Origin of the sequence: uncultured Marivita sp., from assembly GCF_947488135.1 — a bacterium.
Classification (GTDB): Bacteria; Pseudomonadota; Alphaproteobacteria; order Rhodobacterales; family Rhodobacteraceae; genus Marivita.
Genome location: NZ_CANKYW010000001.1, coordinates 1,024,139 through 1,042,561 on the forward strand (window position 1 = coordinate 1,024,139; position 18,423 = coordinate 1,042,561).

Annotated in this window: 16 protein-coding genes; all 16 read right to left on the reverse strand. The window is 63.3% G+C overall.

Annotated features, from left to right (window positions below; genetic code table 11):
- Positions 1 to 71: 71 nt before the first annotated feature.
- The 16 genes from Q1B16_RS05100 to Q1B16_RS05175 all read right to left on the reverse strand — a co-directional run bounded on the left by Q1B16_RS05100 (position 72) and on the right by Q1B16_RS05175 (position 18,419).
- Positions 72 to 344: a DUF2274 domain-containing protein gene (locus tag Q1B16_RS05100; protein WP_299785144.1), complete on the reverse strand. Its 273-nt coding sequence runs from the start codon at positions 342 to 344 to the stop codon at positions 72 to 74.
- Positions 341 to 1,540 (reverse strand): TrbI/VirB10 family protein, encoded by a 1,200-nt coding sequence (locus Q1B16_RS05105; protein WP_299785146.1) that lies wholly within the window; start codon positions 1,538 to 1,540, stop codon positions 341 to 343. The genes Q1B16_RS05100 and Q1B16_RS05105 overlap by 4 nt, the downstream gene beginning before the upstream one ends.
- Positions 1,537 to 2,517, reverse strand: a complete 981-nt coding sequence (gene trbG, locus Q1B16_RS05110; protein ID WP_299785148.1) for a P-type conjugative transfer protein TrbG — start codon at positions 2,515 to 2,517, stop codon at positions 1,537 to 1,539. Before trbG ends, Q1B16_RS05105 begins: the two co-directional genes overlap by 4 nt.
- Positions 2,514 to 3,197 (reverse strand): conjugal transfer protein TrbF, encoded by a 684-nt coding sequence (gene trbF / locus Q1B16_RS05115; RefSeq protein WP_299785150.1) that lies wholly within the window; start codon positions 3,195 to 3,197, stop codon positions 2,514 to 2,516. Before trbF ends, trbG begins: the two co-directional genes overlap by 4 nt.
- Complete coding sequence (trbL, locus tag Q1B16_RS05120) at positions 3,197 to 4,483, reverse strand: P-type conjugative transfer protein TrbL (RefSeq protein WP_299785152.1); 1,287 nt, start codon at positions 4,481 to 4,483, stop codon at positions 3,197 to 3,199. Before trbL ends, trbF begins: the two co-directional genes overlap by 1 nt.
- Before the next feature lie 4 nt (positions 4,484 to 4,487).
- Entirely contained in the window at positions 4,488 to 4,757 is a 270-nt protein-coding gene (trbK-alt, locus tag Q1B16_RS05125) for a putative entry exclusion protein TrbK-alt (protein WP_076980876.1), read from the reverse strand.
- A gap of 4 nt (positions 4,758 to 4,761) precedes the next feature.
- A complete protein-coding gene (gene trbJ / locus Q1B16_RS05130; protein ID WP_299785158.1) occupies positions 4,762 to 5,544 on the reverse strand; it encodes a P-type conjugative transfer protein TrbJ in 783 nt (260 codons plus the stop codon).
- Positions 5,528 to 8,008, reverse strand: coding sequence for a conjugal transfer protein TrbE (trbE, locus tag Q1B16_RS05135; RefSeq protein ID WP_299785160.1), 2,481 nt, complete (start codon positions 8,006 to 8,008; stop codon positions 5,528 to 5,530). The genes trbJ and trbE overlap by 17 nt, the downstream gene beginning before the upstream one ends.
- Before the next feature lie 4 nt (positions 8,009 to 8,012).
- A complete protein-coding gene (locus Q1B16_RS05140) occupies positions 8,013 to 8,282 on the reverse strand; it encodes a VirB3 family type IV secretion system protein (RefSeq protein WP_299785162.1) in 270 nt (89 codons plus the stop codon).
- Positions 8,282 to 8,608 (reverse strand): TrbC/VirB2 family protein, encoded by a 327-nt coding sequence (locus tag Q1B16_RS05145; protein ID WP_299785164.1) that lies wholly within the window; start codon positions 8,606 to 8,608, stop codon positions 8,282 to 8,284. Before Q1B16_RS05145 ends, Q1B16_RS05140 begins: the two co-directional genes overlap by 1 nt.
- Complete coding sequence (gene trbB, locus Q1B16_RS05150; RefSeq protein WP_299785166.1) at positions 8,605 to 9,588, reverse strand: P-type conjugative transfer ATPase TrbB; 984 nt, start codon at positions 9,586 to 9,588, stop codon at positions 8,605 to 8,607. The genes Q1B16_RS05145 and trbB overlap by 4 nt, the downstream gene beginning before the upstream one ends.
- A gap of 219 nt (positions 9,589 to 9,807) precedes the next feature.
- Positions 9,808 to 11,067, reverse strand: coding sequence for a GIY-YIG nuclease family protein (locus Q1B16_RS05155; RefSeq protein ID WP_299785168.1), 1,260 nt, complete (start codon positions 11,065 to 11,067; stop codon positions 9,808 to 9,810).
- Between the two features lie 5 nt (positions 11,068 to 11,072).
- Positions 11,073 to 13,133 carry a DEAD/DEAH box helicase gene (locus Q1B16_RS05160; protein WP_299785170.1) on the reverse strand — a complete coding sequence of 687 codons (2,061 nt, stop codon included), beginning with the start codon at positions 13,131 to 13,133 and terminating at the stop codon, positions 11,073 to 11,075.
- Positions 13,134 to 15,821 (reverse strand): DNA methyltransferase, encoded by a 2,688-nt coding sequence (locus tag Q1B16_RS05165; protein ID WP_299785172.1) that lies wholly within the window; start codon positions 15,819 to 15,821, stop codon positions 13,134 to 13,136.
- A gap of 171 nt (positions 15,822 to 15,992) precedes the next feature.
- Positions 15,993 to 16,415 (reverse strand): ribbon-helix-helix protein, CopG family, encoded by a 423-nt coding sequence (locus Q1B16_RS05170; RefSeq protein ID WP_299785174.1) that lies wholly within the window; start codon positions 16,413 to 16,415, stop codon positions 15,993 to 15,995.
- Between the two features lie 9 nt (positions 16,416 to 16,424).
- Positions 16,425 to 18,419, reverse strand: a complete 1,995-nt coding sequence (locus Q1B16_RS05175; protein WP_299785176.1) for a conjugal transfer protein TraG — start codon at positions 18,417 to 18,419, stop codon at positions 16,425 to 16,427.
- Positions 18,420 to 18,423 lie beyond the last annotated feature (4 nt).

Consider the following 18,423-nt stretch of genomic DNA (forward strand, 5'->3'; position numbering starts at 1 on the left):
CAGGTAGGGCGGACCGATGTGCGATCCGTGTGCAATCCGATTCGCAAAGAGACTTACGATTTCACAGATACTTAGCCCTGATCGGTATCCAGTGGCTTCGACGGGTCTGGTTTCTTGCGGTTCGCCCTCGATCCCGTTTTGCGCGCTGCGGCGAACCCGCGGTCCGTGGACATGAAACGGTCCAGCATGGGTGCGACGAGGCGGGCAGGCTCAAGGTCCTGGCCGGTCTGTTGGCCGAGGACAGCCGCGTAGTCGCAAAGGTCGCGGTGCACATCGGCGGGAAGTTCCACGGCCAGCTTGACCGGCTTGTCGTCATGGATCGGACCAAGCTTCAGCTTCGTCATCGGACTTCTCCCAAGGGCTCGAGGATCAGATCGCGGGTGACCATGACGCGGACGGGGAAGCCCGGGCGTATGGTCAGTGTCGGCGGGACGGCGAGCTGCTGCCGGACGATCTCGTCTCCGGTCCGTCCGATCGTGTCCTGTGCGGCCTCGCGGATGGCGCGGGCGACGTCATCCTCGCTGTCGGCCCCGCTTTCCAGGCCGAGGTTTAGGATCGTGGCGAGGCCTGCGGCGAGAAAGACGCGACCCCAATGATAGTTGACCCGGTCCTGCAGACCGGACGCGCCTGTTCCGTCAGTGCCGGGCGCGCGTTCCAGCACAATGGAGCGACCATCCGGAAGGATGAGCCGGGTCCAGACGAGGAGCAGGCGGCTTTGCCCGGCCGCGACACGGCTGTCGTATTCTCCCAGCAGGCGCGCGCCTTGCGGGATCAGCAGGTATCGCCCGGACGGGCTGTCGTAGACGTTCGATGTCACCTGGGCCGAGATCTGGCCGGGAAGGTCGGAGCGCAGGCCGGTGATCAGGGCGGCCGGGATCACCGTGCCGGCCTGCAGGATGTAGGGGCTGGGCGGCGGCACCATGCGCTGCGTACTAACGGTGTCCGTGTCTCCGGGACGGGTAAGGAACGCCTCCCGGTTTGAGACCGGATCGCTTGCCGTCGGGCTGCCCAAAGTGGAGGGAAAGAGCGCGCCGGTCGCGGGGGGCGTAGATGTGGGCTGTGCTCCGCCGCGTTGCATGGTTTGCGCCTCGGCGAAAAGGGCGCTCAGGCGGGCGGCGTCGAGTTCCTGAAGGCGGCGTTGTTCCTCCGGATCGACTGTGGGGGCCAATGGACCGGAAAGGGGCGGTGCCGGGACCGGCTGTCCGCGATCTTGCGCCCCAAGGATGGCGCGGCCCAGCTCACCGGGCAGTGGCGGGCCGAGACGCGGGACATCGGCGTAATCCCGAGGCAATGTGGACAGCCCTTCGGCTGCCTGAATGCGTTCGGTGGAAAAGAGCTCGGTCTGGGTGCCCTCCTGCCGGTTGTTCTGCAGGGCCACGATCAGGATCGCGCCAAGGCCAAGGCCGCCGATTGCGGTGGTAAGGGCAATGGCCCGGCGGGACAGGCGCATGACACGGGGCGGATCGGGCCTGAGGCGAAGCTCCTGGGCGATCTCTTCCTCGGTCCGTGTCGGCGGTTGCATATCAGGGGCTTGTGTCATCGCTCCGCCTCCGGCTGGGGCGCGCGCGGCGGGCGCTGATCGCCATCTGTCCGCAGGATCCGCACGACCTGCTGTCGTCTTTCGCCGAGACGCAGTTCTGCGGCCCCGAAGAGCCTGTCCACGATCAGCACATTGCCGAGCACGCGGGTGTTGACGATCTGGCCGCGCCCATCCGCGCCGATCACGAAGAGCGGGGGCATTTCGCCCTGGGCGATGCCGGGCGGGAAAACGACATAGACGCGCCGTCCATCGTCGAAGACCGAGACCGGCCGCCAGGGTGGGGCATCGCCCTGCAGGCCATAGCGATAGTGCCGGTCGGCCTCGTGCGGGATCGCGGGACGGCGGATGGTCGGGGCGCGGGTCGTGGATCGCACCTCTGGATAGGCCCATGCGACGCTGGGCATCCAGGTCTCCTCGTCTGCGTGCAACTCGATGTGGTAGCTGCGCCGGTCCGTGTTGACGACGAGATTGGTGGAGATGTCGGGGCGGGTGGGTTTCACGAGGATATGGACGCGCTCGCTGCGGCCTGCGCCGCTGGTGGTATCGCCAATGATCCAGCGCGCGGTGTCGCCCGCCGCGATCGGGCCGGGGCCGGTCAGACGTTCACCGGGTTCGAGCGCGATATTCGTGATCTGCCCGGGGGCGGCATAGATCTGGTAGAGCGCGCCTTCGCTCCACGGAAAAACCTGCATGGCGTTGTAATAGCCCTGCTGGCGAGGTTCGACCCGGGCGGCGGCATTGGCGGCGATGATGCGCGCCTCGGGCGTATCCGTTTCCGGATCGCCGCCGCGGGAGGGTGTCCAGGCGGGCGGCGTGTGAACCGGGCGGGGCGGCCCCTCGGCCGGGGGCGGTGCCGGCGGTGCGGCGAGGGTCGGGACTTGGTCGTCATAGGCGATTTCGGGCGGGCGTTGCGCCGTGCAGGCGGTCAGCGCGGTGGCCGCGAGAAGAAGAACGGGGATGGGGCGAAGTCGTCTCATTGGGCATTCTCCCTCGACCAGTTGATGGCATGGACATAGACGCCGAGCGGGTTGGCCCGCAGGCGCTCCGCATCGCGCGGGGGCTGGATCACGACGGTCAGGATGGCGGTCCAGCGTTCGGTTGTGGCGAGCTGACCGTTTTCGTAGCGCCGCTCGATCCAGGCGACGCGGAAGCTCGACTCTGATGCACGGATGACACTCGAGACCTCGACGGATACCTGTGTGTCACCAACGCTGGCGAAGGGATCGTTCAAACGGGCATGGTCATTCAGCGCGACGGCGCCGCGATCCGTGGCGAAGTCATAGGCGCGCAGCCAGTTCTGGCGGAGCACGATGGGATCGGCAGGGACCTGCCGGACATGCTCGACGAAGCGGGCGAGATGCCAGGCGATCTGCGGATCGGTCGGGCGATACTCGGCGAGCGCCGGGGCGACGGCCTGTGCCGCACCGAGATTGTCGACCTCGACCACGTAGGGGACGACGCTGCAGCGCGTCGATTGCCATGCGAGCGCCGCGCTGAGCCCGGCGGACAGGGCAAGGCAGCCCATCGCCATGAGGCGCCAGTTGCGGGCCTGAACGCGGGCCGAGCCGATGCGCTCGTCCCAGACCTGGGCGGCCTTCTGGTAGGGGGTGACAGGCTCGGGCGTGGTGCCATAGCGAACACTGGGGCGTCGGAACATCAGGAGGACCTTTCGGAGAGGCTGACGACCGTGCCGCCGCCGCCATGGTCTCCGGAGCGGATGACATGGGCGGCGGTGGAAAGGCCGTGTTGAAGGGATTGCTGGCGCTTCATCCGGCGCGCCCAGTCGGGCGGACCGTCATTGGCCGGGGCGGGCAGGGCGCCACCCGCCATCCGTCCCCCGGTTGCGGCATAGGCTGCGCGGGCGCCGGACTGCGCACCGTCGGAGATCGCGCGCCGAAGCGGACTGAATGCCGCGACAGCACCGGTCTTGCCGACAGCGGCCACGCCACCGACGGACTTGCCCAATGCCGTGCTGCGCGATGCTGCGCCAAGCTGGTAGGCAGTGGCGGTTCCGCTGCCAACCGCACTGGCACCGCGCAGGGCCGCGCCACCGGTGCCAAGGGCCATCCGAGTTCCGGCGACACCGGCGACCGCAGCCCCGCCGACGGCGATACCGGTGCCGACCGCGGCCCCTGCGCCAAGTTGCGGCCCACCCGAGACAATGCCATTGGCGATGCCGGGACCGAAGATGCCGAGGGCGAGGAGCGCCAGCGCGCCAAGGACCACGGACATCGCGTCGTTGATTGTAGGTTCACCCGCAAACCCGGCGGTGAACTCGCTGAAGATGGTGGAGCCGATACCGACGATGACGGCCAGCACCAATACCTTGACGCCTGAAGAAATGACGAGGCCCAGCAAGCGTTCGGCCATGAAGGCGGTCTTGTTGAACAGGCCGAAGGGCACGAGGATGAAGCCTGCCAGCGTGGCCAGCTTGAATTCGATCAGGGTGACAAAAAGCTGGATCGCGAGGATGAAGAACGACAGCAGAACCACAAGCCACGCAAAGAACAGGATCCCGATCTGGATGAAGTTCTCGAAGACGGCGACGAACCCGGAGAGGTCGGCGATGGAGGCGAGGATCGGCTGCCCGGCCTCAAGTCCGACCTGCGCGATGCGCCCGGGCTGCAGCAGCTCGCTGGCGGAGATCGTGCCACCCGTGGCGACCAGCCCAAGGCCCGCGAAACTGTCGAACACAATCCGGGCCAGGGTGTTCCAGTTGCCGATGATGTAGGCGAAGACCCCCACAAAGAGGGTCTTTTTCACCAGCCGGGCAATGATGTCGTCATCCGTACCCCAGGCCCAGAACAGCGCGGCCAGCGTGATGTCGATGACGATCAGCGTTGTGGCGAGGAAGGCGACGTCGCCACCCAGAAGGCCGAAGCCGGAATCGATATAGGAGGCGAAGACCTCGAGAAACCGGTCGATGACACTGACGCCGCCCATTGCCTTACTCCGTACCGGCCGGCTCTGGAGCCAGATCGAAGAAGCGCTGCCGGGCCGCCTCCCAGGCGGCGCGGCACTCGGTGTCGGTGGCGTAGTCTTCGGGCGTCAGGTCACGGCAACGCGCGAGGGTGCCGCGCAAGGCGTCATCCCTGACCACATGCCCGGTGTCGGTGGGCAGGACCGTGCGTGTCAGTTCGACCACGGCGGCGATGGCGGCAAGGCCGCCGATACCGAAGGCGACAAGGCGCAGAGTTCGCGGGGTATCGAGTGCCATACGCTCAATCCCCGAAGAAGCGCACGGTGCCGGGCGTGTAGCCGCCGCCGTAATCGAGGAACCGCGCGAGGTTCTCGCGGCCCTGCGCCTCGGCCGAAGCGATGCGGGCGGCTTCCAGCGCTTCGGCGCGGTTCTGCGCCGCAATGGCTGCCGTCAGATCGGCGATCTGTGTCGATTGCAATGCGAGCAGTTGGTTGCCAGCCTGCGCGACCTGCAGGGCCCCAACGGCTCCTTGGCTTTCGCGGATGAGCGCGTCCATCTGAGTTCGCGCGCCGTCGATATTGCCCACGACCCCGGCCTGCACGCGCAACGCGTCCTCGAAGCCCGCGACGGAGGTCTCCCACCGCTCGCGCGCACCGGCGATCATCGCATCGAAATCGCCCTGCGCTGCGGCAGCGCCGTAGTCCTGCGCGAAGGCCTGTTCGATAGTGGCGACGTCGAAGGCGAGGCTCTGGGCATCGGCCAGGAGTCGCTGGGTTTCGCCGATGGCGTTTTGCAGTTGCGCCAGTGAGGAATGCGGCAGGTTCGCGAGGTTCAGTGCGTCGTTCATCAGCATCTGCGCCTGGTTCTGGATCTGCGCGATCTGGTTGTTGATCTGCTCAAGCGCACGGGCGGCCGAGAGGATGTTTTCGGCATGGTTGCGCGGGTCGTAAACGATCCGCCCACCACCGCCGAAGAAGAAGGCATGAGCCGGTGTCGTCAGGACCGGCGTCAGGAGGAGGGCGGTGGCCATCAATGCGGCGGCGAGTTTGCGGGGCCGGGCAGGGCGCTCAGGATCGCGGGTCATGTTCTGTCTCCTTCTGGTCAGGGTGAGGGGGTGTCGGATCGGCTGGTGCGATGTCGGGCCCGAGCAGGTCGATGGCCCAATCAAGACCGCGATGGCGTAGCCAGGCGGCGGCGAAGCCGTCCCGGCGATGGTTGGCGAGCAATTCAGTGATGGCGGTCTGGTCGGCCTTGGAGGAGGCTGCAGTGAAGGCCAGCGCCACCTCGCCGAGACCGAGCGAGAAGAGCCGGTTGCCGCGGCGCGACTGGCAGTAGTAGTCCTGCTTCGGCGTCGCGCGGGCGACGATGTCGATCTGGCGGTCGTTCAGCCCGAAGTTCCGGTAGATCCGTGCGATCTGCGGCTCGAAGGCGCGCTCGTTGGGCAGGAAGATCCGCGTGGGGCAGCTCTCGACGATGGCGGGCGCGATGAGGGACCCGTCGATATCGGCCAGCGATTGGGTGGCGAAGATCACCGAAGCGTTCTTCTTTCTCAGCGTCTTCAGCCATTCGCGGAGCTGCCCGCCGAAGTTGGCGTCATCGAGGGCGAGCCAGCCCTCGTCGATCAGGATCATCGTGGGCCGCCCGTCGAGCCGGGCCTCGATCCGGTGGAAGAGATAGGCGAGCACGGCGGGGGCGGCCGCTGATCCGATCAATCCTTCGGTCTCAAACGCCAGCACCTCGGCGCTGCCCAGGTTCTCGGCCTCGGCATCCAGAAGCCGACCGAAAGGCCCGCCGAGGCAGAAGGGCTTCAGCGCGCGCTTCAACTCGGTCGATTGGAGCAGGACCGAGAGGCCGGTCAGCGTGCGTTCCTCGCGCGGGGCCGAGGCCAGAGAAGTCAGCGCCGACCAGAGATGGTCCCGCGCAGCAGGGTCGATCGTCGCGCCTTCCCGTCCAAGGATTCCCGCGAGCCAGTCCTGCGCCCAGGCGCGTTCCGACGTCTCATCTACGCGCGCGAGCGGCTGCAGCTGCACCGCTGGTGCCTCGTCGGCCAGTGCATCGCCGATGTTCTCCCAATCGCCATCCATGGCGAGTGTGGCACAACGGATCGATCCGCCGAAATCGAAGGCGAAGACCTGCGCACTGGCATAGCGCCGGAACTGCAGCGCCATGAGGGCCAGCAGGACCGATTTGCCCGCCCCAGTCGGGCCGACGATCAAGGTATGGCCGACGTCGCCCACATGTGTGGAGAAGCGAAACGGGGTCGTACCGTCGGTTTCGGCGTGAAACAGCGGCGGGCCGTCCAGATGGTCGTTCCGGTCCGGCCCCGCCCAGACCGCCGAGATCGGGATCGTATGGGCCAGGTTCAGCGTCGAGATGGGTGGCTGACGGACATTAGCGTAGAGATGGCCGGGCAGGGAGCCGAGCCAGGCCTCGAGCGCGTTCAATGTTTCCGGGATGCAGATGAAATCCCGCCCCTGCACAATTTTCTCAATGGCCTTGAGCTTGGCTTCGGCCGCGCGGACATCCTCGTCCCAGACGGTGATCGTGGCGGTGACGTAAGCCGCGCCCGCCACGTCCGCGCCGAGTTCCTGCAGCGCCTCGTCGGCATCCGACGCCTTGTTGGCCGCGTCGCTGTCGAGCAAAGTCGAGGCTTCGTTGGTCATCACCTCTTTCAGGATCGCGGCCACGGACTTGCGCTTGGCGAACCATTGCCGGCGAATGCGGGTGAACACCCGGGCGGCATCCGTCTTGTCGAGGCAGATCGCGCGGGTACACCAGCGATACTCGAAACCTTGCCCGTTCAACTCGTCGAGCAGTCCGGGCCAGGTGGCGCTTGGTAGCCCGACGATGGTCAGGGTCTTGAGATGAGCGGCTCCGAGCCGGGGTGTCAGTCCACCCACCAACGGTTCATCGGCCAGCACCGCGTCGAGATGCATCGGTACCTCGGGCACGCGGACGTGCTGGCGCCGGGTCGAAACGGTTGAATGCAGGTAGGTCAGGGTCTCGGCATCGGAGAGCCAGGCGATTTCCGGCATGAACCCGTCGAGCAGATCGATCAGCCGGTCGGCGCGGCCGACAAAAGCGGAAACCAGGTCCTGAGGCTTGGTGCTGCGATCCGGGGCGTTTTCGAGCAGCCAGCCTTCGGCGCGGCTCGCGTCGTCAGCGGGCGGCATCCAGACCAGCGTCAGGAAATACGCGCTCTCGAAATGCGCGCCCGCTTCTTCGAATTGCGCGCGCCGCTCGGCATCGACAAGGGCCGAGACCGGATCGGGAAAATCGGAGGTCGGGTAGTCCAGTGCCGGGATCCGCTGCGCCTCGATGAAGACGGCCCAGCCGGAGCCAAGCCGTCGCAGCGCGCTGTTGAGCCGGGCTGATGTGGCGACCAGTTCGGCGGGTGTGGCGGAATCCAGGTCCGGCCCTCGAAACCGCGCCGTACGCTGCAGGCTGCCGTCCTTGTTCAGGATAACGCCGGGTGCGACCAATGCAACCCAGGGCAGAAAATCGGCCAGTAGGGCGGATTTGGAGCGGTATTCGGCCAAACGCATCATCGGCTCAGACCCCGAACCAGGACGGGTAACGGAGATGCCGCCGTGCCACCTCGGCGATCTGTGCGTCCCGCTTCGCGGCCCAGACAGCGAGGAGGTGGCCAACCAGCCAGAATGTGAGGCCTACGAGCCAGAGCCGCAGGCCAAGCCCGATGGCCGCGGCCAGAGTGCCATTGGCAATGGCGATGGTGCGGGGGGCACCGGCCAGCAGGATCGGATCGATCAGGGCGCGGTGCACCGGCGCGAAATAGCCGGGAATGTCGGTGGGGTTCTCCATCAGATCAGCGCCCCGCCGCCGAAGGAGAAGAAGGAGAGAAAGAAGCTTGAGGCCGCGAAGGCGATGGACAGCCCGAAGACGATCTGCACCAGCCGCCGGAAACCGCCCGAACTGTCGCCAAAGGCCAGTGTCAGGCCGGTCACGATGATGATGATCACTGCGACGATCTTGGCGACCGGGCCTTCGATCGACTCGAGGACAGATTGCAGCGGGGCCTCCCACGGCATGCCGGACCCGGCGGCGAGCGCCGGTTCGGGCAGGGCAAAGACGACGAGGCCGAGCGCGGTTGCGCCAAGGGCTGTGCGAAATGATGGCAGAAGGGTCATGGATGGCTTCCTTGTGTCGGTGGGAAAAGGGGGGTGAGGGCGTAATCGCCCGAGGCGGTCAGGCCGGTGACACGCGTCAACTCGGAGAGGCGACGCTCGGCGCCCCGTCCAGACAGAACGGCGATCAGGTCGATGGTTTCTGCGATCAGCGCGCGCGGAACTGTCACCACCGCCTCTTGGATCAGCTGTTCGAGCCGCCGCAACGCGCCGATGGCGGACCCGGCGTGGATCGTGCCGATCCCGCCCGGATGGCCGGTGCCCCAGGCCTTGAGCAGGTCGAGCGCTTCGGGGCCGCGCACCTCGCCGATGGGGATGCGATCAGGGCGCAGGCGGAGCGACGCGCGCACGAGATCGGACAAGGTCGCGACCCCGTCCTTGGTGCGGAGAGCCACGAGGTTGGGGGTCAGGCATTGCAGCTCGCGCGTGTCCTCGATCAGCACCACGCGGTCCGAGGTCTTGGCGATCTCCGCCAACAGCGCATTGGTGAGGGTCGTCTTGCCGGTTGAGGTCCCACCCGCGACAAGAATATTGGCCCGGCCGATGATCCCCTCGCGCAGGTGACCTGCGGCGTCAGCCGAGAGAATTCTGCCGGAAACGTAGTCGTCGAGGGTGAACACCGCGACGGCGGGCTTGCGAATGGCAAATGTGGGTGCAGAAACAACTGGTGGCAGCACACCCTCGAAGCGCTCGCCCGTGTCTGGCAATTCAGCCGAAACCCGCGGGGCCGCGGGATGGACTTCCGCGCCGACATGATGCGCGACAAGACGAATGATGCGTTCGCCATCGGCGGGAGACAGCACCGCGCCTGTGTCGTTCAGACCATCAGACAGCCGGTCAACCCAGAGCCGCCCGTCAGGGTTCAGCATCACCTCGACGACGCCCGCATCTTCGAGCCAGGCGGCGATGCCCGGCCCAAGTGCCGTGCGCAACATGCGTGCGCTGCGGGAAGACGTCTCGGTTTTGAAGGGTGTAACGGTCATGATTGGCCTCGCGATGGATCACGAGACCGATCAAGAAGACCGCTATTGGCCTAGGGGCAACAGCTGTGAAGGCGTAGTAGGGAAGTGGCGCACAAAGGCAGGGTGTCTACGGTGCTGGCTTCTTCATGCTTGGATAGCCGGAGCCAAGCCTGGGTAATCCGCACTGATTATCATGCAAATGTAGTAAACCAGAAAAAGATTCGGCGACTCACTCTACGGTTATGCCCGAATCTGGACAATGGATTGGGATTGAGGGTCGAACCGAAACTCGTGCAGGCGACGTTCACGAATTAACTGAACGGCTTGGCTGACATGCTCGGGAAGCACGTAGAACCATTCTCGAGGATGGACCGCCTTGCCAAACCGGTCGGTGATCACAAGACCCTGCGGCCGTGCCGCATCAAAAAAGCGATGCAAAAGGTCTTCGACCTTCATACGCTCCAGATTGTGCAGCTCGTAGGTGGCGACAATCTCTACAGGCGCGAGCAGGAATGTTGGGTCGTTCTTCGCATCAGCGATGCGCCTCCGGACATCCTGACTGGTCACACCGACCTTGTGCAGAATCCTTGATACTTCTGCGATTTCCGGGGCCGTCGACAGGCTTCGCGCCACATACACTGTGCCGGTGACCGCCATGCCATCCTGATCCCATTCCGGATCGAGCCGCCCAAACCCGGCCCTTTCGACGATCCGTGCGGTCTTATCTGCTGCGAGCGCTTTGCGAAATGACGACGACAGAGGATCGTTCTCCATTCCATTGGAGAATATGATCCTCAAACGGTGATCAGGCTTGCCGCTTCTTCGCGACAGTTCTGTTTTTTCGGCGACATAGACAAGGAGGCCGCGATGAATGAAGAAATCGCCTTCGTAGACTGTGATCTCTACATTGTCCTGAACCGGGAGAACCTTTCGATCTCCGGACTCGAGCTTCGACTGCATCTCGGCAAAGCCGCCTTCGAAGTGTTCGAAATCCGGGCACGGGAACATATCAGCCCGGTGGTCAGGCAATTGACGCTCTGAGGCTGGCGTCACGTTTCGGATGTTGAGAACTGCATCGTGCACGTCCAAGTCATCATCGCCGAAGATGTCGTCAAGGCTTGCCGGAACTTCCTCGTCGGCAACGTCTTCGCGCCAATCGGGCTCAGGCACACCCGGATACTCCGTTTCGGCAATGGTTGCGGTCGGTGCCACTGGATGGCCATGCCCAAGCAGCCGATTCCGGTCTGCCTCCATCATCGCAGCCGATGGACTGGTCCGAATTGAACGCCAGATCGTCCCGAGTTTCATCTCCTCAAGGTCCAGGCTGTTGTCGTCCGGAATCCGGCCGTTCGACTCGTAGAAAGCATTCACCTGCGAGACGATCTCGGCGTTTCGAGCATCCGGCGTTGCCGCCTCGCCGCGGTTCCGCTCTTTGATCTCGAGCAGCCCGAATTCATCCGGCTCGTCAAAGATTTCATCGAGAGATCGGTAGCGCGGCATACGTATCAGGCTCCCGACTGAGCAGCCCGCTGGCGTTTGGCTTTTTTCGTCTTGATGTATGCGTGAGCCTCCGCAAGGCGCTTCTCCAATGGATCCGCCGAATGCGGATTGGGTTCGCGGCCCTCCTGCGCCCGAAACCGTTTGATGCGCGGCCACAGTGTCAGCGCTTCTTTTTCAGTCATCTGGATGCGCTGAGAAATCATCGCGTCCTGGATCGTCTTCAAGAGTGGAGTGTCGAAGGCGCGCGACGCGACGTCGAAGCCTTCCTTGAACGGGTTCACGCTGTCGATCAGGTCGATATCCAGTTCACGGACATTCACGAATCGCTTCACCATGTTCATCAGGGACAGGTTCTCCGACGGCTCAGCGTCGTACTCCTCGCCCTCTTCAGCAAATCCGCCCTCTTGCGAGGCGCGTTTCGCCATGCCGATCAGGTTCATCCGCGCGGCAAGGTCCTGGCGCACGGATTCCGTTTCGTCATCCGACAGGTTCTCATAGGTCGTCTCGATGATATCCGTCAGCACCATCTGTGTGGCCACCTCGGGTGCCACGTCATCCGCAACAACGCGCCGGTCCATGGCTTGACAAGCCTTGGCGACGAGCTCGTTCATATCGTTCTCAACGATAGCACGGGCGCGAAGCGTCGGCGGTTCCATCAAGCCCCTTATACCGATATGCACCGTGCCGTCTTTCGTCGTCTCCACAGGCGCGCGGATATCGCCGTCTTCACGTCGATAGAACTTGAAGTTGGGCGCGAGCACCTGCTCCATCAGCATCGCACCCGAAATCGCCTTGAGCATGTCGTTGACCGCGTCCGCCACGACCGTGGTTTCCACGCCAGGTTCAGCGACCAGGTTGGTGAACTGGGCGTGGGGCTTGCCAGGTGCATCGCGGGTGGCGCGACCAATGATCTGGACAATCTCCGTCAGCGAATTCCGATAGCCGATGGTCAGCGCATGCTCGCACCATGGCCAGTCAAACCCCTCCTTGGCCATGCCGAGGGCAATGATGATGTCCACTTTGGCCCGATCCGCTTCGTCGTCTCGCTTGCCATCCGAGCCCTTTGCCTCCGCCTGCAACGCGGCCTTGACGCGCGAGCGCCCGTCGCCGTCATCCACGAGGTCAGCGATCTTCAGAACCTTGCCGTCCGAGGCGCGTTTCACCAAATCGAACCCGGTGTCCGGATCACGGCCCACATGCTCGCCAATCGCGCCCATGATCAAACCGACCTCGTCATGCTTCTCGCCAAAGGCTTCCGCCGATCCACGGTGCGGGATATGGATGATCGTCTTGCGGTCGGTGTCGAGCACATCGGGGATCGCCGAGATATACCGCCCCCGATAGAACGAGTAGGAAATCCCCAGCGACTTCAGGTGCTCATACCCTTCAAGCTGCTCATAGTAGCTGTAGGTAATGGACTTGAACCGCGCCTCATCCTCGGGGCGCAGAACCGGTACGCTGTCGCCCCGAAAATAGGAGCCGGTCATCGCCATCACGTGGGCCTTCTCGCGGGTCAGCAGCTTGCGCAGGATCTCCCCAAGGCGGTTGTCATCGGCTGCCGCAACGTGGTGGAACTCGTCGATAGCGATCATGCAATCGTCAAAGGCCTCTACGCCGCGCGCTTTTTCGATGGCGTCGAAGGCAAACCGGAATGTGGCATGGGTGCATACGATGACGCTGGCGTCGCTGTCTATGAAGGCCTCAAACGCCTTCACTTTTTGCGATTTCGCCATGCCGTCCTCGCCCGACAGGCAGAGGTTCCATTGCGGCTTCACTTCCCAATCGGCCCAGAACCCGTAGGAGGTCAGGTCGGTTGAGCGGAATGAACTGCCGATGGAGGTTTCGGGCACCGCGACGATCACCTTTTTCACGCCCTGGTTTTCCAGCTTGTCGAGCGCGAGGAACATCAAGGCACGGGACTTGCCCGCCGCCGGGGGCGCCTTCAACAGCAGGAACTGTGCGGCGCGTGCCTCGTAAACGCGGGCCTGCATCGGGCGCTGGCCGAGGCTGTTCGTCTTGGAGTCCGCCCCGGAATGGCCATAGGTCATACGCACAAGATCAACCATTTACGCGGCCTCTTCCTTTTTCAGCTTCTCGATCCGCGCGGCATAGAGCTTGAACAGCCGCTCCAGCCGTTCGGTATCGTTGCGGAACGGACGCCCGATGTACATCGTTTCCAGCAATTCGTCATTCTGGCGGTGCACCTCGCGCAGGTCGTCCGGCATGTCGTCGGGGTCGTACAGCTGCGCGATGGTCTTGGGGTGGTGCATGTAGCGTGTCTTGAGGATCGCGCGTGCGGACGCGTTCAGAGCCTCCAGTTGATCCTCGGTGAAGCGAGGTACAGGAAAGGTGTTCCAGCCAAGCGTGTTGGAATACCGGAAGTCCGATTTCAGTTTGCCGCAGACCGTTCCGATCCAGACCAAATGAAGGCGCGAGGCGATCAGTGCGAGGCACCATTCAGGTGCGTCGGAGATGACGTTGTTGAGGTCTGACGAAATCGTATCCGGACCAACCCTGTCTACAGGTAGATAAGGCCTGCGCTCAGACGTTACTCTCGGCACAAACAATGACGGACGACCCGGCTGAACTCGAATTTGATCGAATTCAAACGGTCGCTCGGCCATCTTCTGAGTTGGAATCTTTGAACTTGCCAGTCTGAACTGTCGTACGCTTTCAATGCGATCTCGAATTGGCGGGATCTCATTGGCGCGGGGATAGTCGGTTTCTGAAATCCACAGACAGTACCTTGTCTCGCCCCTGACGATTTCCTGAGAACCCATGTACCTGAAAATAAAGCGTTCGGCCTCTGGGTGTTCTCCCAGAATCTTTTCGCGATCTTCTATCGAGAGTATTAGACCACCGCCGTCAGCAGGCTTGTTGCCATAGTCCATGAAAGGCAGATCGAACAGGCTTCGACTTGCGGTACCGACAAAAACCTCCGGCGCGGCAACAAGATATGAATTGATGTTAGTGACTTCTGCCCCCAACCCGTCCACAAACAAGCGCTTAATAGCGTTTGATCTACGCTGAATGCCAACAACTGAACAAATCACAGCCGCGTTCGCGGCCGCGTTGTTGCGCCATTTGAAGTCCTTATGTGCGAAAAAAATCTCGAGCTGATCTTTCAAGACATGCGGCCATAGCGCAGCAACCGAGTATCCTTGGCAAATTGAGTTGGTCGCCACGAAAGCGGCCCGCGCGTCCTTGTTTTCGAGGTAGCGGGATGCTTTGAAAAACCATGCCGCAACGAAATCAAAGGCAGCATAATTCTGGACATGGTCTGCGAAGACATAAGCCAGATCAGCCTTCTGTTCCTTTGTCTGGTATGTCGACCCAAGGAAAGGCGGATTGCCTGCTATGAAGACCTCTCCTTCATCCCTCGGTGGCGGACACACCGCTCCCCAATCAAGCCGCAACGCATTGTCGCAAACGATGTTCCCGCCATCTCGCAGGGGTAGAGCTGGTGCGGTGTTTCCGAATATCTCGCCGAAGCGAGCATTGGCCTGATACTCCGCGATGAAGAGCGCCAGCTTGGCCGTCTCCGCAGCGAAATCCGTGATCTCGATCCCGTAGAAATTCGCCAGCCGCACGCCAGAGAACATCTGCGCCGATGCCCCGCCATCCAGCTGTGCCAGACGCTCCAGAACGCGCATTTCCCGGGCACGAAGCTCGCGATAGGCGACGACAAGGAAGTTTCCCGATCCGCAGGCCGGGTCGAACACCCGGATCCCCTCGATCCGTTTGAGCACGCGCGCCAGCCCCTTTCGGCTATCGGCGGCCTTCTCGATCTGCTCATCGAGATCGTCGAGGAATAGCGGCCCTAGCACCTTCAGGATGTTCGGCACCGAGGTGTAATGCATCCCAAGTTCGGACCGTTTGTCCGGATCGGCGACCGACTGGATCATGGACCCGAAAATGTCCGGGTTGATTTCTTGCCAATCGAGCTGGCAGGCGTCCTGAAGGTAGCGATAGGCCCCGCGGTCGAATTTCGGCACATCCAGTGTATCGGCGAAAAGTCCGCCGTTCACGTAGGGAAAGGCGTCAGCCCAAGCCGGCAGGTCCTGACGCTGGCCGTCGGGGAGATTCATCGCGGCGAAGGCCGACGCGATGCAGGACTGCGCTTCTTCCCCCTTATCGCCCGCATGGGTGAAGATGAGACGTGAAAACAGGTTGTCTTCGAAGATCCCCACGTCTTCTGCGAACATGCAGAAGATCAGCCGAGTCATCAGCTGGTTCAGATCATGCCGCCGTTCGGGTGTCTTCCAGTCCGGGTTCTTCTTGAGAAGCGCATCATAGAGCTTGGCCAGTCGTCCGGCCGCCTTGACGTCGACCTCGTTCTCCTCCGCCGCCTTGTAGCGCGACATGCCAGCCGCTGGCAGGAAGAACCCGAAGTGATGATGCAGGTCGGCGAACTTGATGTGCAAACTGTCGCCCGAAGCGACATGTTCGGCGGACAGGTCAACGCCGTCGGTCGCCAGAAGGATCGCCGGTTTGTGGGTGGTGGTCTTCTTGTCCGACCGGATCATTGACAGGCCCTGGTCCACCGCGCCCGGGTCGGTCACCATGGCGTAGAACTTGCGGTTCATAAGGACCGCGCCGGGCACCTTCGATTTGTTGATCGTCCCACTGCGTAGCTTTGAAACCGTGGCTTGCGGACTTCCCATGGCGGCGGCGAACGCAAACGGGAACTCGCCGCCGTCGAACGGGCGGCTTGCGATTTCTTCCAGGGCGTCTGCGATTTCTGTCGGGTTCATGTAAGGTCCGCGGATAAACTCATGCGAATCTTACATAAAACCAAGGCGAATGGCGACACGACTTTGTCCGAGTTCGCATAGGTTCTCACTCGTAGTTCGTATCAGCAGCTCTGTGAGATGTTCGTTCACTGCAGAAGCAACTCGCGTCAATGCCCGAAACCGGCAGCGCATTCACTCTGAGTGCTGAGCGCTATGGGTGTCGCGGGACAGCTCCTTGGTCAGGGTTGATCCCTTCGCCAACCGCCGCGCCAGCGTCCCAACGAACCCGCCGTACCGCTCCTTCCCCTTCGCCTTAGCCGCTGCGTAGGTGTCATCGGGCAGCGGCGGCGTTGTCGTCAGCCAGAAGCGGACGAACAGCGCCAGCGCCTCCGTCGTGATCTCCTGATCGCGTTCCAGCCGCTCGAGCGATCGGGTCAGGCGGTCCAGCCTACGGACGATCGCGGCCTCGCTCTGTTCGGCGCTGTCTGGGGAGAGGAAGGACGCCAGCGCCGCCTCGATGACTTGGGTTTTGGGGACGCGCCGCCGCGCGGCCAGTGCGTCGATTTGATCGAAGAGGGCTGCGTCGACATAGGCGGTGATCTTGGCTTTCTTCATGTCGTCACCTCACAGTTCGATGCCGTCGTCCGGATCGAGGGCCGCTTGACGCGCGACGGTGCGGAAGCGGGTCTGCATGGCACGGGCGCGTTGGGCCTCGTCGTCGGGTTCGTCTTCGAGGGCGGCGAATTCCTCTCGCGGGAACGGCAACTCAGGCGCCACATCCTCATGTTCTGGGATTTCAGGCTCTCGTCGGATGCCACCATCCCCGTCGTCAGCGGGCTTTTTCGTGGCAGCTTCTTGGGGCGGTGCGACTGGCTGAAGACTGCTCCAATCGTCTGATCCCGCAGGGCTGACGGGTGCAGATCCTCCGACGATAGGCGGCTTTTGGATTCTCGCCGTCAGTTGCGCATCGCGGAAGTACCGCACTTTTTGTGCCCGGATCGGGGCCGCACCCGACACGAGGATGATTTCGTCATCGGGCGGCAACTGCATGATCTCACCGGGCGTGAGCAAGGCGCGGGCGGTTTCCTGGCGCGAGACCATCAGATGCCCGAGCCAAGGTGACAGGCGGTGCCCTGCATAGTTCTTCATCGCGCGCAGTTCGGTCGTGGTGCCGAGGGCGTCGGATAGGCGCTTCGCCGTGCGCTCGTCATTGGTCGCGAAAGCCACGCGGACATGGCAGTTGTCCAGGATGGCGTTGTTCTGGCCATAGGCCTTTTCGATCTGGTTCAGCGATTGGGCGATCAGGAAGGCCTTGAGGCCGTAGCCTGCCATGAAGGCGAGCTGGGACTCAAAGAAGTCCAGACGTCCGAGGGCGGGGAATTCGTCGAGCATGAACAGAAGCCGGTGCTTGCGGTTGGTGTTGTGCAGGTCTTCGGTCAGACGGCGGCCTATCTGGTTCAGGATCAGCCGGACCAGCGGTTTCGTGCGGGAGATGTCCGAGGGCGGAACCACGAGGTAGAGGGTGAGCGGCCGCGCATCCGAGACCAGATCATCGATCCGCCAGTCGCAGCGCCGGGTCACGGCCGCGATCACGGGGTCGCGGTAGAGGCTGAGGAAGGACATGGCCGTGGACAGGACGCCGGAGCGTTCGTTCTCAGATTTGTTGAGCAGCTCGCGGGCGGCCTGAGCGACAACAGGATGGGGGCGATCTCCGAGATGGGCAGTCCGCATCATTGCAGTCAGAGTGGCGGCGATGGGACGCCGCGGATCGGACAGGAAGGCGGCGACGCCTGCCAGTGTCTTGTCCTTCTCGGCATAGAGAACATGCAGGATCGCGCCGACCAGAAGGGAGTGGCTGGTCTTCTCCCAATGATTGCGCCGCTCGAGCTGGCCTTCGGGATCGACGAGGATATCCGCGATGTTTTGCACGTCCCGCACCTCGCGCTCGCCGCGGCGGACCTCGAGTAGCGGATTGTAGGCGGCGCTGGCCGCATTGGTCGGATCGAAAAGCAGGACACGCCCGAACCGCGCCCGCCATCCAGACGTCAGTTGCCAGTTCTCGCCCTTGATGTCGTGGACAATCGCGGAGCCGGGCCAGGTCAGCAGGCTCGGGATCACCAGGCCGACGCCCTTACCGGAGCGGGTGGGCGCGAAGCATAGCACGTGTTCCGGACCATCATGCCGGAGGTAGCGCTTGTCGAGACGGCCCAGTACGACCCCGTCTTCCGCGAACAGCCCAGCGTCGGTGATATCCTTGGGGCTTGCCCATCTGGCCGAGCCATAGGTTGTCACATCGCTTGCCTCACGCGCCCGCAGGACGGACAGCAAGATCGCGACGGCAATGGCGGCGATCCCGCCTGCGCCTGCGATCGCGGCTCCTTCCATGAAGACGCGGGGCGCGTAGGCGTCGTACCAGTACCACCAGGTGAAGACCTGCCACGGGCGATAGATCGGCAGGCCGAAGAGGGCGGTGAGAGGCGCGCCAAGCTGGGGTTGGAACCCCAGACGAAACGCGACCCACTGCGTCGCTGCCCAGACGAAGAGCAGCGCCACGATGCTGACGATGAGGATCTGGCCCCAGAGGATCTTGGTGGCCGATGACGTGTCCTGACGGCTCATGGTG

Excerpts from the sequence above, each read along its gene's own strand:
- Q1B16_RS05140 (WP_299785162.1), bottom strand. The coding sequence starts at position 8,282 with ATGGAGAACCCCACCGACATTCCCGGCTATTTCGCGCCGGTGCACCGC.
- trbL (WP_299785152.1), bottom strand. The coding sequence starts at position 4,483 with ATGGGCGGCGTCAGTGTCATCGACCGGTTTCTCGAGGTCTTCGCCTCC.
- trbB (WP_299785166.1), bottom strand. The coding sequence starts at position 9,588 with ATGACCGTTACACCCTTCAAAACCGAGACGTCTTCCCGCAGCGCACGC.
- Q1B16_RS05100 (WP_299785144.1), bottom strand. The coding sequence starts at position 344 with ATGACGAAGCTGAAGCTTGGTCCGATCCATGACGACAAGCCGGTCAAG.
- Q1B16_RS05160 (WP_299785170.1), bottom strand. The coding sequence starts at position 13,133 with ATGGTTGATCTTGTGCGTATGACCTATGGCCATTCCGGGGCGGACTCC.
- trbJ (WP_299785158.1), bottom strand. The coding sequence starts at position 5,544 with ATGACCCGCGATCCTGAGCGCCCTGCCCGGCCCCGCAAACTCGCCGCC.
- Q1B16_RS05105 (WP_299785146.1), bottom strand. The coding sequence starts at position 1,540 with ATGACACAAGCCCCTGATATGCAACCGCCGACACGGACCGAGGAAGAG.
- trbG (WP_299785148.1), bottom strand. The coding sequence starts at position 2,517 with ATGAGACGACTTCGCCCCATCCCCGTTCTTCTTCTCGCGGCCACCGCG.
- trbF (WP_299785150.1), bottom strand. The coding sequence starts at position 3,197 with ATGTTCCGACGCCCCAGTGTTCGCTATGGCACCACGCCCGAGCCTGTC.
- Q1B16_RS05170 (WP_299785174.1), bottom strand. The coding sequence starts at position 16,415 with ATGAAGAAAGCCAAGATCACCGCCTATGTCGACGCAGCCCTCTTCGAT.
- Q1B16_RS05165 (WP_299785172.1), bottom strand. The coding sequence starts at position 15,821 with ATGAACCCGACAGAAATCGCAGACGCCCTGGAAGAAATCGCAAGCCGC.
- Q1B16_RS05155 (WP_299785168.1), bottom strand. The coding sequence starts at position 11,067 with ATGCCGCGCTACCGATCTCTCGATGAAATCTTTGACGAGCCGGATGAA.
- Q1B16_RS05145 (WP_299785164.1), bottom strand. The coding sequence starts at position 8,608 with ATGACCCTTCTGCCATCATTTCGCACAGCCCTTGGCGCAACCGCGCTC.
- trbK-alt (WP_076980876.1), bottom strand. The coding sequence starts at position 4,757 with ATGGCACTCGATACCCCGCGAACTCTGCGCCTTGTCGCCTTCGGTATC.
- Q1B16_RS05175 (WP_299785176.1), bottom strand. The coding sequence starts at position 18,419 with ATGAGCCGTCAGGACACGTCATCGGCCACCAAGATCCTCTGGGGCCAG.
- trbE (WP_299785160.1), bottom strand. The coding sequence starts at position 8,008 with ATGATGCGTTTGGCCGAATACCGCTCCAAATCCGCCCTACTGGCCGAT.